The sequence below is a fragment of the Bacillus sp. FSL R5-0585 genome, assembly GCF_038004545.1.
Lineage (GTDB): Bacteria > Bacillota > Bacilli > Bacillales > Bacillaceae_G > Bacillus_A > Bacillus_A cereus.
In genome coordinates, this window is the sequence record NZ_JBBORJ010000001.1 from 4,285,001 (window position 1) to 4,300,000 (window position 15,000).

Below are 15,000 nucleotides of genomic sequence, written 5' to 3' on the forward strand. Positions count from 1 at the left end.
TCAATATCGCGTTTCAGCGACTTTTATAATTTAACATTTTGCGTTAAATCTGTCAACAACTTTTTTCTTTCGTTCCTGACGACGCTTATTAATTTACCATATTAATCATTTAATAGTCAACACTTTTAAAAAAAATGCCAAAATAATTTTATCTTGGCATGATATAAAGCTTAATAATCACTAATGCTGCCACACCTGGTAGGCCTAATAAACTCGTTATTGCTGCTGTACCCATGTTAATTGGGATATGAAAATCAAAATATGTCCCTACAACATTTACGATAAAAAGCAATGCTATTCCTAAAGTAACATGAAAAATCACCTTACCTATAAAACGTAATGGCTTAGAGACAACACCAAAAACAAGAAAAATAAATACTAAAGTAAGAATGCCAACAATAATAATTGTAGAATTCATTTTTTCCTCCTTATGAATGACCTATACATCTATTTGTATGGGACAAGATAATAAAAAAGAACAGGTATCATAAGCGGCATCTCTTTCATATAAACTAAATAAAACAATACCTCAGCATTTAAAAAACAAAATAAAAAGGCCTGCTTAGAAAGCAGAACCTTTTACCATTGTTCCATTTTTACAGGACGACGCTTTGCTTCTTTCAACAAAAAGAAATATTTCGCCTCTGCTATTTTCAAAGAACAAATGACATCTTGAGACGGTTCTACACTTTGTTCGACCATTCTCTTCTGACGTAACCACTCATTCTTCACTTTTTCCAAAAGTACAATTAACTTATCGTCATACTCTTTACGCAATTTACCCTTTTTTTGAAAGAACATTTTTGTTTCTCCTCTTATACTTCTCTGCGCCCTTCTAACGCTTTGGATAATGTCACTTCATCTGCATATTCTAAATCTCCACCAACTGGCAGACCATGTGCAATACGAGTTACTTTAATGCCTGTAGGTTTTAAGAGGCGGGAGATATACATCGCTGTAGCTTCCCCTTCAATATTAGGGTTTGTTGCTAATATCACTTCTTGTACCGTTTCATCATGTAGTCGCTTTAAGAGTTGCGGGATATTAATGTCTTCCGGTCCAATTCCCTCCATAGGAGAAATCGCACCACGTAACACATGATATACACCTTGATACTCTTTCATTTTTTCCATCGCGATTACATCTTTCGGTTCTTGCACGACACAAACAACTGATTGATCTCGATGTGAATCATTACAAATATAACAAGGATCACGATCAGTAATATGTCCGCATACAGAACAGTACGCTAAATCTCGCTTCGCATTTACAAGTGCTTTCGCGAAACCTAACACATCATCTTCTTTCATATCTAATACGAAAAATGCCAATCGAACCGCTGTTTTCGGTCCGATACCTGGCAACTTCATAAAACTATCGATTAGTTTTGATATTGGTTCTGGATAATGCATGTATCAATATCCTCCTAGAACATTCCACCTGGTAAGTTTAAGCCTTTTGTAAATTTACCCATTGTAGAGTTTGAAAGCTCATCAGCCTTTTTAAGTGCATCATTTGTTGCAGCTAATACTAAGTCTTGTAACATTTCGATATCTTCTGGATCTACAACTTCCTCTTTAATCTTCACTTCAAGAATTTGCTTGTGACCATTCGCAATAACTGTAATCATTCCGCCGCCAGCTGTACCTTCAACTGTTTTTTCACCAAGCTCTTCTTGTGCTTTCGCCATGTCCTTTTGCATCTTTTGCATTTGTTTCATCATGTTATTCATATTTCCCATTCCGCCACGCATCATAATTAATTCCTCCTAATTATTATTACTCTTTTATTTCAATGAGTTCTTGCCCTACTAACTTCACTGCCTCTTCTATAAGAGGGTCTTCCTTTTTCTCCGGGCTTTCTTCAGACTCTCCACCTTCACGTTGTAAAAAGTCTTCACGGATTTTACCCCATTCACTTTTTGGAATGGCAATCATATTTAACCTTTTACTTAGCAATTCAAATAAAGCTTGTTCTACTGTATCCATAGCTTCTCGATTTTCGCTCGCCATCTTACAGTGAATCTCATATTGAAATGCTAAAACGTAAGTGTCATCTGAAGCTGCCACTGGTTCACTATTTTCTAGTAAAACGGCAAACGCTACTTTGTTATATGATTTGAGTCTTCCTAACAACTCACCCCATACAGCTTTTAATTGTTCTAAATCTTGACGCTTCGCTTGTTTTAATACTTCATTTACACGTCCGACAGGAATTTTCATACTTCCTGTTCGTACCGGTTTTGGTGTTGCACGTGTCTCTCTTACTTCCTGTTGTACACCAGCTGGCACACCGTTCTTTTTGACTTGCTCTAACTCTTTCTCCAGTTGCTGCATCCTGTTCATAATTGCTTGCAAACGATCTGTACCATTTGCTTGCATCATAAACTGTTGACACAATTGCACCATAACAACTTCTAAGAAAATACGCGGATGATTTGTCCACTTCATTTCCTGTTGTCCCTTACTAAGGGTATGAATAATCTCATAGATCACTTCCGGTTGCATTTCTTCACTCAACTTACGGAATTGATTATCTACAATTACTCGTTCCAACATATGTTCTAGTTGTGGTGAAGTTTGATATAAAAGCATATCACGATAATAGTAAATGAAATCCTCCATAAAACGAACTGGATCCTTCCCTTTACTCATCATTTCATCTATGATTTGCAATGCTCTTGATACATCATTTTCACGTATGCACTCTACTAAATTACCTAAGTATTGCTGAGAAACAGATCCTGTTACGGCCAATACATCTTCTGTCGTAACAATCTCATCACTATAAGATATAGCCTGATCAATAAGACTAAGCGCGTCACGCATACCACCTTCGGCAGCACGCGCAACAATTTGTAATGCTTCACCTTCCACTTGCGTACCTTCATTTGTCACGACCGTTGATAATCTCTCAACAATATCATTCACTGATATTTTTCGGAATTCAAAGCGCTGACAACGTGAAATGATTGTAGGTGGGATCTTATGAGGTTCTGTTGTCGCCAAAATAAAGATAACATGTCCTGGCGGCTCTTCTAAGGTTTTTAAAAGCGCATTGAATGCACCCATAGAAAGCATGTGAACTTCATCAATAATGTATACTTTATATTCTACAGCACTTGGAGCGTATTTTACTTTATCTCTAATATCTCGAATTTCATCTACACCGTTATTTGAAGCCGCATCAATTTCTAATACATCTGAAATGGATCCTTGTGTGATTCCTAAACAAGAAGGACATTCATTACAAGGTTCAGCTACCGGAGCATGTTCACAGTTAATTGCTTTTGCAAATACTTTTGCAATTGTCGTTTTCCCTGTTCCCCTCGGGCCAGAAAATAAATAAGCATGTGAAACTTTCTCTTGAAGAAGGGCATTTTGCAACGTTTTTGTCACGTGCTTTTGACCGACTACATCTTCGAACTTTTGCGGTCTCCATGTTCGGTATAACGCTTGGTATGACACGAAAATACGGCCTCCCTCAAAGGTTATTATCTCATTTATTATAACCCATTCTGTTTATAGATTCCAAAAGTTATTTTCTATACAAAAAACTCACCTTTGTATTAAGGTGAGTTTTGTATACATATATAACTGCCGTGCACCCTCCGTCGATTACGTACCATAAGCGTTACTCAAGCAGTTAGCTCGGTTCAGGCACTCCTGCGGCACACGAGAAGACCCGCTTATTGCTGCTTCCTTCCGGACCTGACAAGGTTCACGGGGTCCCGTTGCGCAGGACCCAAACGTCAACACCACTTACTTAAGGCAGACCTTACAGCAACATAACCTCGAGAGGGGATTCGGCCTCGCTAGAGCGGATTGCGAGTATAGGGCACCGCTACCTCCCCGCTTAGCACGGCAAAGTTAAAACCAATATTCGGTTGCCTTCATTAAAGGCATTATCAGTATAACTTGTTTCTTTAGAAAATGCAAATACGTTAGTTCCCAGTATTCTTCTCTAATTTTTTTATTGCTTTTCTTCTTTTACGAAGCTCTCTAAAAAAGTTTGTTAACAACGTACCGCATTCTTCCTCTAGTACACCAGATACTACTTCACATTGATGATTGAAGCGTTCATCCGTTAAAAGATTCATTAATGTCCCTGCACATCCGCCTTTCGGATCACTTGCACCATATACAACTCGCTTTACTCGTGATAAAACAATTCCACCCGCACACATTGGACAAGGTTCTAATGTTACATACAATGTTGTATCTTCTAAACGCCATGTCCCTAATTTTTTACATGCATCATCTATCGCTAGCAACTCAGCATGAGCTATTGATCTTTGCTCAGTTTCCCTTAAATTATGGGCAACACTAATTATCTCACCATCTAACACTATAACTGCTCCAATTGGTACTTCCTGTATTTCCTCTGCCTTTTTAGCTTCTTCTATCGCTAATTGCATAAAATAAATATCTTGATCTTGTTCCATAACATAGTCCTTTCATTACAAATAAAGTACACTTATTTCCATTTACTACACAGGGGATAACTTTTACAAATTCAATCCACCCTAAAAGAAAAAAGAGAGGGGATTACATATGAAAAATACCGCCTTGCTCATTATCGATATGATTAATGACTTTCAATTTTCCCACGGACCCATTCTAGCTAAAAAATGCGAAACTATAACAAACCCTATTTTACAATTAAAGAAAAAAATGAAATCCCTCGGCTATCCTATAATTTACGTTAATGACCATTATCAACTTTGGAGATCTGATATCGACCAACTTATTACTCATTGCACAAATGAATATAGCGAAAATATAATCCATAAAATTGCTCCAAGTTTTGATGAGTACATTTTTATTAAACCACATTATTCCGCTTTTTATGAAACACCTTTAAATTCATTACTAGGTTATTTAAAAATAGAAAATCTAATATTAACAGGGGTTGCCGGAAATATATGTATCCTATTTACAGCTAATGATGCTCATATGAGAAATTATAAATTGTATGTACCACAGGATTGTATCGCCTCTAACAACGACCAAGATAATATACATGCTTTAAAAATAATGGAAACTACATTGAAAGCAAATATAACATCATCAACCAAAATAAAATTTAATTAATACATATATCTATTTTCTAACTTTTTATATCAAATTAACCCGCTCGCTTCCCTCTTGTGCTACAATAATTCTGTTTTGTGTTTTTAGTAGTCACGGTAAATCACTGATTGAAAGGAGGAAACAGCGTGACCGGAGTACCATTTATCACGGTTGAAGGACCAATTGGTGTTGGAAAAACTTCACTTGCGAAGGAAATTTCAACTCACATGCAACTCCACTTACTAAAAGAGATTGTTGATGAAAATCCCTTTTTAGGAAAGTTCTATGAAGACATCGACGAATGGAGTTTTCAAACAGAGATGTTCTTTCTTTGTAATAGATACAAACAATTAGAAGACATTAACATAAAGTACTTGAATCAAAGGAAACCAGTAGTAGCGGATTACCATATCTTTAAAAATTTAATTTTTGCATCCCGCACATTAAAAGACTCTCAATATGACAAATACATGCAAATTTATCATATCCTTACACAAGATATGCCTGTGCCAAATGTCATTGTTTATTTAACAGCTAGCCTAGAAACATTGCAAAAGCGAATCGCCATGCGCGGAAGAGAATTTGAAAAAAACATGGATCCAAATTACTTACTACAGCTCACAAAAGATTATGAAACAGCAATGGATGCTTTTAAAAAAGATCATCCGGAAATACCAGTATTGAAATTTAATGGCGACGATATGGATTTTGTAAAAAATCCTGATGATTTAAACGTTATCCTATCTGCCCTTCAAAATACTCTCTTAAAGGAGTCGAAATAATAATGAATTTAAGGCAAAAATATGATATACCCAATGACGCAGTAATCACTATCGCCGGAACAGTAGGTGTGGGTAAATCAACTATGACAACTGCATTAGCTAATGCTTTAGGTTATCGCACATCATTTGAAAAAGTAGATTCCAATCCATATTTGGACAAGTTCTATGCGGACTTCACTCGCTGGAGCTTCCACCTACAAGTGTACTTTTTAGCAGAACGATTTAAGGAACAAAAAAGAATTTTTGAATATGGTGGCGGTTTTGTTCAAGATCGTTCCATTTACGAAGACACTGGAATTTTCGCAAAGATGCATCATGAAAAAGGAACAATGACGGAAACTGATTATGAAACATACAAAGGTTTATTTGACGCTATGGTCATGACTCCTTACTTCCCTCATCCAGACTTATTAATTTACTTAGAAGGTTCTTTCGATGATATTGTCGATCGTATTCAAGAACGCGGGCGCCCAATGGAACAGCAAACACCAATTGAGTACTGGAAAGAAATGCATGGACGTTATGAAAACTGGATTAACAACTTTAATTCATGCCCTGTATTACGCTTAAATATTAATGAGTACGATATTTTAAAAGATGGTGATTCAATCGAACCAATCATAAAAAAAATTGGCCATTTTTTAAAACAAACACGTAAACTTGTAAAATAAAAAACCCGTGCATATGCACGGGTTTTCCTATTAAATTACTTCTTCTTTGTTGGAGCAATAATTTCACTCTCAGGTTTTCCTGCGTTAATGCGCTGACGAACAGTACTTGTACTAATATCGTATGCTTCAGCAATCTCTTTAACAGTCATTTCTTTCCCGTTAATTACTGCCGTTAATACTTTACTTGTACGTTTTGGAGCTGCTTCTTTCTTTACAGCTGCTTTTTTAACTTGTTTTGGCGCCTCTACTTTACTCGTAGCTGGTTTTACATCACAAGTACAACCACAAAGTTTACGGAATGTATCATCACTAATAATGCGTGATACGTTTGCACCACTGTTTAAAATTCTATTGTTCTTACAGACAGGACATTGTACATAATATAAAGTTTTTCCATCTAAAGGAAACGTTTGTATAATAAGATCCATGTTGACTCCTTTCATATCTATGAAGATAATCATCGGAATATGAGTGTGTAATAAGGACAAAATTACCTTACACCATACTTTATGATTGGTTTTAAAATAAAAACTCGTTACGTGTTGGTAACGAGTTCTCCAATCTCCACTTATATGCGCTGTTGTCAATTATATCTGGAGGAGGTAGAGGGATTCGAACCCCCGCGCGACTCTCGCCGCCTGTCGGTTTTCAAGACCGATCCCTTCAGCCAGACTTGGGTATACCTCCATATTGACATCAAATATAATATCAAAAGAAAAACAGTTAGTCAACCCTACTAAAATAAATTATGAGGAAAGGAAAATTTTACTTTCCCCTTCCTACATTACAGTACTGACAACGCTCATAATTACCAATCACTCATACCGATGAATGTTTAAATTTACTTAATAACTGTTTTTCCTCCCATATAAGGGCGAAGAACTTCTGGAATTATAATTGTACCATCTTCTTGTTGGTAGTTCTCTAAAATAGCTGCAACCGTACGTCCAATTGCAAGACCAGATCCATTTAATGTATGAACATGTTCTGGTTTTCCATTTGGTTCACGGCGGAAACGGATATTTGCACGTCTCGCTTGGAAAGCTTCAAAATTACTACAAGAAGAAATTTCACGATATGTGCCATAGCTTGGAATCCATACTTCAATATCGTATTTCTTCGCTGCTGTAAATCCTAAATCGCCTGTGCACATACTCATAACGCGATATGGCAACTCTAATAATTGTAACACGCGTTCTGCATCATTTGTTAACTTTTCTAACTCTTCATAAGAATCTTCTGGTTTTACGAACTTCACAAGCTCTACTTTATTGAACTGATGCTGGCGAATTAAACCACGTGTATCACGCCCAGCTGAACCTGCTTCAGAACGGAAGCAAGAGCTAAATGCAGCATATCTTATAGGCAATTGCTCTTTATTTAAAATCTCATCACGATGCATATTCGTTACAGGTACTTCAGCTGTTGGAATTAAGAAGTAATCTTCACTTTCAATACGGAATGCATCTTCTTCAAACTTTGGAAGTTGTCCTGTTCCTGTCATACTTGCACGGTTTACCATATATGGAGGTAATACTTCTTCATATCCATGCTCATCAGTATGAAGATCAAGCATAAAGCTAATTAAAGCACGCTCTAATCTTGCACCAGCACCTTTGTAAAATACGAAGCGGCTTCCTGTTACTTTCCCAGCGCGTTCAAAATCTAAAATTCCTAAATCAGTAGCAAGATCCCAATGTGGCTTTGGCTCATAAGTAAATTCTTTCACTTCTCCCCAAGTACGTGCTACTACATTATCATCCTCTGTTTCACCAACTGGAGCAGATTCATGAGGGATATTTGGAATAGATAACATTAATCTTTCTAAGTCTTCTTCAACTGTACGAAGTTCGTTATCAAGATCCTTTACTTTTTCTCCAACCTCACGCATTTCTAAAATTAGAGCTTCTGCATCTTTCTTTTCGCGCTTTAATACAGAAATTTGTTGAGATACTTCGTTACGTTTACTTTTTAATTCTTCTGTCTGAACAAGTAGTTCTCTTCTTCTCGTATCAAGTTCTTCAAAACGTCCGAAATCAGTTAAATCTTCGCCTCTATGCTGTAATTTCGCTTTTACTTCTTCAAAGTTTGTACGTAAAAATTTAATATCAAGCATTATATACTCCTCCTTTTATTTTATAAAACACAAAAAACTCCCGTCCCTATATAAAGGGACGGGAGTTAACCCGCGTTGCCACCCTAGTTGAAAGCATTACCGCTTTCCTCTCAAGTAGAAATAACGGCTCTTCACCGGGAATGCTTACTAATCCAAAAGATATTCCACATTCCATTCCAGGATGGATTCACAAACTGTTTCTATCGATTTCCACCAACCATCGACTCTCTATAAGAAACGACATTTGTTACTATTTCCTATCAACACGCTTATTTTATAAAATTGTTACCATCAATTTACTATAATCTTATACAAGTTGCAAGTTACTTATACAACTTTTTTCATTTTCGCTTCTTTTACCATTTCAACAAAGTATGCTGTCACACGATGATCATCTGTTAATTCCGGATGGAATGAAGCAGCCAAAAACTGATCTTGTCTTACCGCTACCATTCGGTCACCATGCTTAGAAAGCACTTCAACATTATCAGCTACTTCTACAACATACGGCGCACGGATAAATACACCAACGAAGTCTTCACCCACGCCTTCAATTGAAAGCGCAGCCTCAAAACTATCCTTTTGGCGTCCGAACGCATTGCGCTCAACTGTAATATCCATAGCACCAATATGTGCTTCTTCATAGCCAATAAGTGTTTTCGCAAGAAGAATCATCCCTGCACATGTACCAAACATTGGTTTACCAGACTTTGCAAATGTACGAAGTGGTTCCATGAAAGCATACTTATCAATAAGACGGCGCATTGTTGTACTTTCACCGCCCGGTAAAATAAGACCATCAATCTCTTCAAGTTGCTCTATACGCTTTACAACAACAGCTTCTGCACCACTTGCTTCAACTGATTTTACATGCTCACGAACTGCACCTTGAAGACCTAGTACACCGATTTTCACCATTTTAAAGTTCTCCTTTAATTACCATCCACGCTCTTGCATGCGTTGTTCTGGTAATAACGTTGAAATTTCGACACCCTTCATTGCATTACCTAATCCTTTAGAAAGGCTTGCAATTAGTTCGTAATCTTCATAATGAGTCGTTGCTTCAACGATTGCACGTGCAAATTTCTCTGGGTTTTCTGATTTGAAGATACCAGATCCAACAAATACCCCATCAGCACCAAGTTGCATCATTAATGCTGCATCTGCTGGTGTTGCTACACCACCTGCCGCAAAGTTTACAACTGGTAAGCGACCAAGACGTTTAATTTCAAGTAATACTTCGTAAGGAGCGCCAGTATTTTTTGCATATGTCATTAACTCATCTTCACGTAGACTCGCAACTTGACGGATTTCTGCATTGACTTGGCGCATATGACGCACTGCCTCTACAATGTTTCCTGTTCCTGGTTCACCTTTTGTACGAAGCATAGATGCACCTTCTGCAATACGACGTGCAGCTTCTCCGATATCACGGCAACCACATACAAATGGAACTGTGTAATCACGTTTATTTAAATGGTATACTTCATCAGCAGGAGTTAATACTTCACTCTCATCGATATAGTCTACCCCTAATGATTCTAATACACGTGCTTCTACAAGGTGACCGATACGGCATTTTGCCATAACCGGAATTGACACCGCACCCATAACTTCTTCAACAATTGTTGGGTCTGCCATACGAGAAACGCCACCTGCTGCACGAATATCTGCTGGTACACGCTCTAATGCCATAACGGCAACTGCGCCTGCCTCTTCTGCAATTTTTGCTTGTTCAGCGTTAACTACGTCCATAATAACGCCGCCTTTTTGCATTTCTGCCATTCCACGTTTTACACGTTCTGTCCCTGTTACATTTGTCATGTACAAAAACCCCCCTAGGTGAATTGCTTTCCCCCGTTAAAGGCGAAAATTAAGAATACTCTTACATTCTACCACTAACTATCAGATGCTTGTCTACTACTTTTTCATAAAGTCGGTATGAAAAATAGGAATAAAAAAAAGCTCCTATCGTGAGGAGCTTTTAAAACCAACCTTTTACTGTATCAACAGCACTATTCCACATACCACTAAAGAATGAACCAATTCCGCGCATAGCACGAGTAAACCAGTTTGCTTCTTCTACTTCAGATGTCGTTACAAGATCCACTTGCAGTGACTTACCAGTTAAAAATCCAGGGTCGTTTGTATCTTTTGGTGTAATTACCATTTGACCAAGCGCAGCTCCCTTTTTAATAGGTGCTTCTTGTCCCTTACTTGATTCTTTCAATTCTGTTTTATAAACATCTTTACTTCCTTTTGGCACTGGAAGTGAAATAGCTTGTTTCGTTTGAACTGCTACATCTTTATCTTTCGCATTTTCTACTCGTACTGTTTCTTGTCCTTTTACTGAAGAACCTTTTTTATACATTTGTTTCACTTCAAAGTTAGCAAATCCATAATCATATAGCTTCTTTGTTTCATCAAAACGTGCTGTATGAGAACTTGTTTTAATAACTACAGAAATAAAACGCATTCCGTTTCTTTCAACCGTACCAGTGAAGCAATCTCCTGCTTCTGGAGTTGAGCCTGTTTTTAAGCCATCTACACCATCATATTCTTTAACTAAGCCCTTTAACATCCAGTTCCAGTTCGACATTCCAAACTTCTCTTTTTCTGGACGGAATTCTTTTTTAGGGATTTTTGCTGTATCTAACACTTTTGGATAATCTTTAATTAAATGTTGTGCTAAAGTTGCAACATCCTTTGCAGACATTTTATTTTCTTCATCCGCTGTTGTTCCTTCAGGATGCATTCCCTTTAAATCTTTATTCGTTAAACCTGTAGAATTGACAAATTTATAATTTTTTAACCCTAGTTCTTTCGATTTGTCATTCATCATTTTTACGAAGTCTACTTCTTTACCTGCAATTGCTTCTGCTAATGCAATTGTTGCACCATTTGCAGAAAAGATTGCCATTGCTTCGTATAACTCTTTTACTGTATAAGAGCCACCATTTTCTAATGCAACATTTGATAATGAAGCATCTTGTGAAACCTTATATGCATATTCAGAAACCTTAATTTTCTGGTCCCACTTAAGTTTTCCTTTATCCACTGCTTCGTGAACTAAATATTCACTCATCATCTTTGTCATACTAGCAATGGATAATAATTCATCTGCATTCTTTTGATATAAAATTTTCCCAGAATTCGCTTCTACTAAAATTGCCGCACCTGCTTCAATGTTTAAAGCGGCTCCTGTTTCAGCTGATGCATTGCTATATGGCATAAAAATGCTACAAGCTAGTGTAAGCACTGTTACCAAAGCAATGAATCTTTTGCAAAACATACCTTTCACTTTTGCTACCCCCAATATCTATGTACTCACATAACCGTTATTCTAACATAATCAAAAAAAAATAGACAGAGATATCAAATCTCTGTCTATTTGTATATAAGACATTATAATGAGTAGTTTGGAGCCTCTTTTGTAATTTGTACGTGATGAGGATGACTTTCACGTAAGCCAGCACCTGACATACGAATGAATTGTGCATTTTCGCGTAAGAATTCTAAATCCTGTGCTCCGCAATATCCCATACCTGCACGTAAGCCACCAACTAATTGGTGAACTGTATCTGCTAAAGGTCCTTTATATGGCACTCGTCCTTCAATACCTTCTGGGACAAGCTTTTTATTACCTTCTTGGAAGTAACGATCTTTACTTCCTTTTTCCATCGCACCGACAGAACCCATACCACGATACACTTTAAATTGACGACCTTGGTAAATTTCAGTTTCTCCAGGGCTTTCTGCAACACCTGCAAACATGCTACCTAGCATAACAACATGTGCTCCTGCCGCTAAAGCTTTCACCATATCACCAGAGTACTTAATACCACCATCAGCAATAACTGGAATACCGTGTTTACGAGCTTCTGTTGCACAATCATAAACTGCAGTTAATTGTGGTACACCAACACCGGCTACAACGCGTGTTGTACAAATAGAACCTGGTCCAATACCAACTTTAACTACGTTTGCACCAGCTTCAATTAATGCTTTCGTTGCTTCAGCAGTAGCAACATTTCCAGCGATAATATTTAGTGATGGGTATTTAGCACGAACTTCTTTTACCTTATCAATAACACCTTTAGAATGTCCATGTGCTGTATCAAGTACAATTGCATCTACACTAGCTTTTACTAATGCATCGATGCGAAGCATCGCATCCGCTGTTACACCAACTGCTGCTCCAACTAATAAGCGTCCTTGCTTATCCTTAGCAGAGTTTGGGAATTCAATTACTTTTTCAATGTCTTTTATTGTAATAAGCCCTTGTAATACACCGTTATTATCAACAAGAGGGAGTTTTTCAATTTTATACTTTTGTAGGATCTTTTCAGCTTCTTCCAGTGTAGTACCAACTGGAGCTGTAATTAATTGTTCTTTTGTCATTACGTCAGAAATTTTGATTGAGTAGTCTTGGATGAAGCGCATATCACGGTTTGTAATAATACCAACTAATTTTCGCTCATCTAAATTATTTACAACCGGTACACCTGAGATACGATATTTTCCCATAAGATGTTCTGCATCATATACTTGATGTTCTGGAGTTAAGAAGAAAGGATCTGAAATAACGCCGCTTTCAGAGCGCTTTACTTTATCAACTTGCTCTGCTTGTTGCTCAATAGACATATTCTTATGAATAATTCCTAAACCACCTTGGCGAGCCATTGCAATAGCCATGTCAGCTTCTGTTACTGTATCCATTCCTGCACTAATTAACGGGATGTTTAGCTGTAAGCTTTCAGATAAAACTGTTTTAACACTTACTTCTCTTGGTAATATATCTGACCTAGCTGGTACAAGTAATACATCATCAAAAGTCAAACCTTCTTTAACAAATTTAGATTCCCACATAATTGTTCCCCCTATGATACCAGAAATTATTATTAGTAGCTTATCAATTGGTTAAAATACTGTCAAGGACGTATATATATGTTAGAATTTTTAGACAATAAAAGGAGCGTAATATATGCATCAAACATCTTGTACTTGGCAGCAGTTAAGTTTCTTTTTTTCATCTCAAAACGTACAACGTTATCTTGCCCGTTGTTATGAAAAATCCTCTATTCAGGATGCAGAAAAAAAAAGTTTTGAAAATTGTTATCCCTTTATTTATTACTTAGAACACGGGAAAAATTATTATGAATTATATAAGACAGCTCCATTTTCCATTCAACCAATGTTGTTATTTTATGGAATTAGTCAACTGTTTAAAGCATGCCTACTAACTATTGACCCTAACTATCCTGAATCCACTACTGTTTTAGCTCATGGCGTTACAACTCGCAAACGAAAAAAACAAGGGTATCAATTTTTAGAAGATGAGGTGAAGGTACAAAAAAACGGATTGTTTACTCATGTTGCAGAACAACTGTTTCACATGAAACACTTAGAAGCAGAAAAATTTAACATGTTAGAACTAATGGGAAATATTCCAGAATTACAAAATTTATTTCGTTATAGTCAAAAAGGATCAACTTTATATAAAATTGATTCAACAATTAAAAATGAGCTCTCCTTTTCAGTCAACCTACTAGATCGATTACATATGACTAAAGAGAGATTTTCTCGTTACATTGAAACATCTTGTAAGCATTTATCAATACAACACGTACCTGAGAAAACTAATGAATCGAATTTACTTTTTACAGCGCCTATTCAATCATGGAATCCTATGTACAGTACTCCTTTATACTATGAACATCTTACTAATACTTATTATTTGCCACTTACGACTGACCCTAGAAATCCTAAGCCAATATTACCTGAACTCCTCATTCATTATTTATTGCTCTATAATTTAAGCATGATTTCTAGATATGAAACAGATTGGTGGTATGACTTACTTGGAAGTTATGGTTCTGAAGATTATCCATTTATTTATCAATTTCTAAGTATTTCTGCTCAAAAAATCCCTTACTATATTTCAAATTTTTTATTAGTGGAACCAAATCTATTTCATGGGAAATAAAAAAACACAAGTCAAATGACTTGTGTTTTTAGTTGCTTGGCGACGTCCTACTCTCACAGGGACAAGGTCCCAACTACCATCGGCGCTAGAGAGCTTAACTTCCGTGTTCGGTATGGGAACGGGTGTGACCTCTCTGCCATCATCACCAAACTATGAAGGCATATTCCTTCAAAACTAGATAACATTGCTTCATATTATATGGTTAAGTCCTCGATCTATTAGTATTCGTCAGCTCCACATGTCACCATGCTTCCACCTCGAACCTATCAACCTGATCATCTTTCAGGGATCTTACTAGCTTACGCTATGGGAAATCTCATCTTGAGGGGGGCTTCATGCTTAGATGCTTTCAGCACTTATCCCTTCCGCACAT

The 15,000-nt window shown here is 36.9% G+C and carries 16 protein-coding genes, 1 tRNA gene, 2 rRNA genes, 1 other RNA gene and 1 other annotated feature (1 of these 21 running past the window's edge); of the genes, 4 read left to right on the forward strand and 16 right to left on the reverse strand.

Annotated elements, in window-relative coordinates; translation table 11 throughout:
* Positions 1 to 148 precede the first annotated feature (148 nt).
* The 7 genes from MKY38_RS22175 to tadA all read right to left on the reverse strand — a co-directional run bounded on the left by MKY38_RS22175 (position 149) and on the right by tadA (position 4,444).
* A complete protein-coding gene (locus MKY38_RS22175; RefSeq protein ID WP_001089276.1) occupies positions 149 to 418 on the reverse strand; it encodes a pro-sigmaK processing inhibitor BofA family protein in 270 nt (89 codons plus the stop codon).
* A 161-nt stretch (positions 419 to 579) separates the two neighbouring features.
* Complete coding sequence (locus MKY38_RS22180; protein WP_000466019.1) at positions 580 to 801, reverse strand: YaaL family protein; 222 nt, start codon at positions 799 to 801, stop codon at positions 580 to 582.
* A 14-nt stretch (positions 802 to 815) separates the two neighbouring features.
* On the reverse strand, positions 816 to 1,412 hold the full coding sequence (gene recR, locus MKY38_RS22185; RefSeq protein WP_000559169.1) for a recombination protein RecR: 597 nt from the start codon (positions 1,410 to 1,412) through the stop codon (positions 816 to 818).
* 14 nt (positions 1,413 to 1,426) lie between these two features.
* Positions 1,427 to 1,753, reverse strand: coding sequence for a YbaB/EbfC family nucleoid-associated protein (locus tag MKY38_RS22190; protein ID WP_014894853.1), 327 nt, complete (start codon positions 1,751 to 1,753; stop codon positions 1,427 to 1,429).
* Positions 1,754 to 1,778: 25 nt separating this feature from the next.
* Complete coding sequence (dnaX, locus tag MKY38_RS22195; RefSeq protein ID WP_065223780.1) at positions 1,779 to 3,467, reverse strand: DNA polymerase III subunit gamma/tau; 1,689 nt, start codon at positions 3,465 to 3,467, stop codon at positions 1,779 to 1,781.
* A 132-nt stretch (positions 3,468 to 3,599) separates the two neighbouring features.
* An RNA gene (gene ffs / locus MKY38_RS22200) (signal recognition particle sRNA large type) lies at positions 3,600 to 3,864 on the reverse strand.
* A gap of 79 nt (positions 3,865 to 3,943) precedes the next feature.
* The gene (gene tadA / locus MKY38_RS22205; RefSeq protein ID WP_065223779.1) at positions 3,944 to 4,444 is read right to left on the reverse strand and encodes a tRNA adenosine(34) deaminase TadA; all 501 of its coding nucleotides are present in this window, start codon (positions 4,442 to 4,444) and stop codon (positions 3,944 to 3,946) included.
* 109 nt (positions 4,445 to 4,553) lie between these two features.
* Here tadA and MKY38_RS22210 point away from each other — a divergent pair, with 109 nt between their 5' ends.
* From MKY38_RS22210 to MKY38_RS22220, 3 genes are all read left to right on the forward strand, one after another.
* Positions 4,554 to 5,093, forward strand: coding sequence for an isochorismatase family cysteine hydrolase (locus MKY38_RS22210; protein WP_000798726.1), 540 nt, complete (start codon positions 4,554 to 4,556; stop codon positions 5,091 to 5,093).
* Positions 5,094 to 5,218: 125 nt separating this feature from the next.
* Positions 5,219 to 5,854, forward strand: a complete 636-nt coding sequence (locus tag MKY38_RS22215) for a deoxynucleoside kinase (RefSeq protein WP_064531893.1) — start codon at positions 5,219 to 5,221, stop codon at positions 5,852 to 5,854.
* 2 nt (positions 5,855 to 5,856) lie between these two features.
* Positions 5,857 to 6,525, forward strand: a complete 669-nt coding sequence (locus MKY38_RS22220) for a deoxynucleoside kinase (RefSeq protein WP_001053585.1) — start codon at positions 5,857 to 5,859, stop codon at positions 6,523 to 6,525.
* Positions 6,526 to 6,560: 35 nt separating this feature from the next.
* Here the strand turns inward: MKY38_RS22220 and MKY38_RS22225 are convergent, their stop codons facing one another.
* The 7 genes from MKY38_RS22225 to guaB all read right to left on the reverse strand — a co-directional run bounded on the left by MKY38_RS22225 (position 6,561) and on the right by guaB (position 13,510).
* Positions 6,561 to 6,953, reverse strand: a complete 393-nt coding sequence (locus MKY38_RS22225) for a DUF3797 domain-containing protein (protein ID WP_065223778.1) — start codon at positions 6,951 to 6,953, stop codon at positions 6,561 to 6,563.
* Between the two features lie 166 nt (positions 6,954 to 7,119).
* A tRNA-Ser gene (locus MKY38_RS22230) sits at positions 7,120 to 7,212 on the reverse strand.
* Between the two features lie 154 nt (positions 7,213 to 7,366).
* Positions 7,367 to 8,641 carry a serine--tRNA ligase gene (gene serS / locus MKY38_RS22235; protein WP_000884187.1) on the reverse strand — a complete coding sequence of 425 codons (1,275 nt, stop codon included), beginning with the start codon at positions 8,639 to 8,641 and terminating at the stop codon, positions 7,367 to 7,369.
* A 51-nt stretch (positions 8,642 to 8,692) separates the two neighbouring features.
* Positions 8,693 to 8,914: a binding site (T-box leader), on the reverse strand.
* 54 nt (positions 8,915 to 8,968) lie between these two features.
* Positions 8,969 to 9,559 (reverse strand): pyridoxal 5'-phosphate synthase glutaminase subunit PdxT, encoded by a 591-nt coding sequence (gene pdxT, locus MKY38_RS22240; protein WP_000238785.1) that lies wholly within the window; start codon positions 9,557 to 9,559, stop codon positions 8,969 to 8,971.
* Positions 9,560 to 9,577: 18 nt separating this feature from the next.
* Entirely contained in the window at positions 9,578 to 10,465 is an 888-nt protein-coding gene (gene pdxS / locus MKY38_RS22245) for a pyridoxal 5'-phosphate synthase lyase subunit PdxS (protein ID WP_000186165.1), read from the reverse strand.
* 160 nt (positions 10,466 to 10,625) lie between these two features.
* A complete protein-coding gene (gene dacA / locus MKY38_RS22250; RefSeq protein WP_124749816.1) occupies positions 10,626 to 11,933 on the reverse strand; it encodes a D-alanyl-D-alanine carboxypeptidase DacA in 1,308 nt (435 codons plus the stop codon).
* Between the two features lie 113 nt (positions 11,934 to 12,046).
* On the reverse strand, positions 12,047 to 13,510 hold the full coding sequence (gene guaB, locus MKY38_RS22255) for an IMP dehydrogenase (RefSeq protein ID WP_000264088.1): 1,464 nt from the start codon (positions 13,508 to 13,510) through the stop codon (positions 12,047 to 12,049).
* Positions 13,511 to 13,625: 115 nt separating this feature from the next.
* Between guaB and MKY38_RS22260 the strand changes: the two genes are divergently transcribed.
* The gene (locus MKY38_RS22260; protein WP_065223776.1) at positions 13,626 to 14,627 is read left to right on the forward strand and encodes a YaaC family protein; all 1,002 of its coding nucleotides are present in this window, start codon (positions 13,626 to 13,628) and stop codon (positions 14,625 to 14,627) included.
* A gap of 34 nt (positions 14,628 to 14,661) precedes the next feature.
* Here MKY38_RS22260 and rrf read toward each other — a convergent pair.
* Both rrf and MKY38_RS22270 read right to left on the reverse strand, forming a co-directional pair.
* Positions 14,662 to 14,777, reverse strand: a 5S ribosomal RNA gene (gene rrf / locus MKY38_RS22265).
* Positions 14,778 to 14,825: 48 nt separating this feature from the next.
* Positions 14,826 to 15,000: ribosomal RNA gene (locus MKY38_RS22270) — 23S ribosomal RNA — on the reverse strand; it runs 2,747 nt beyond the window's last position.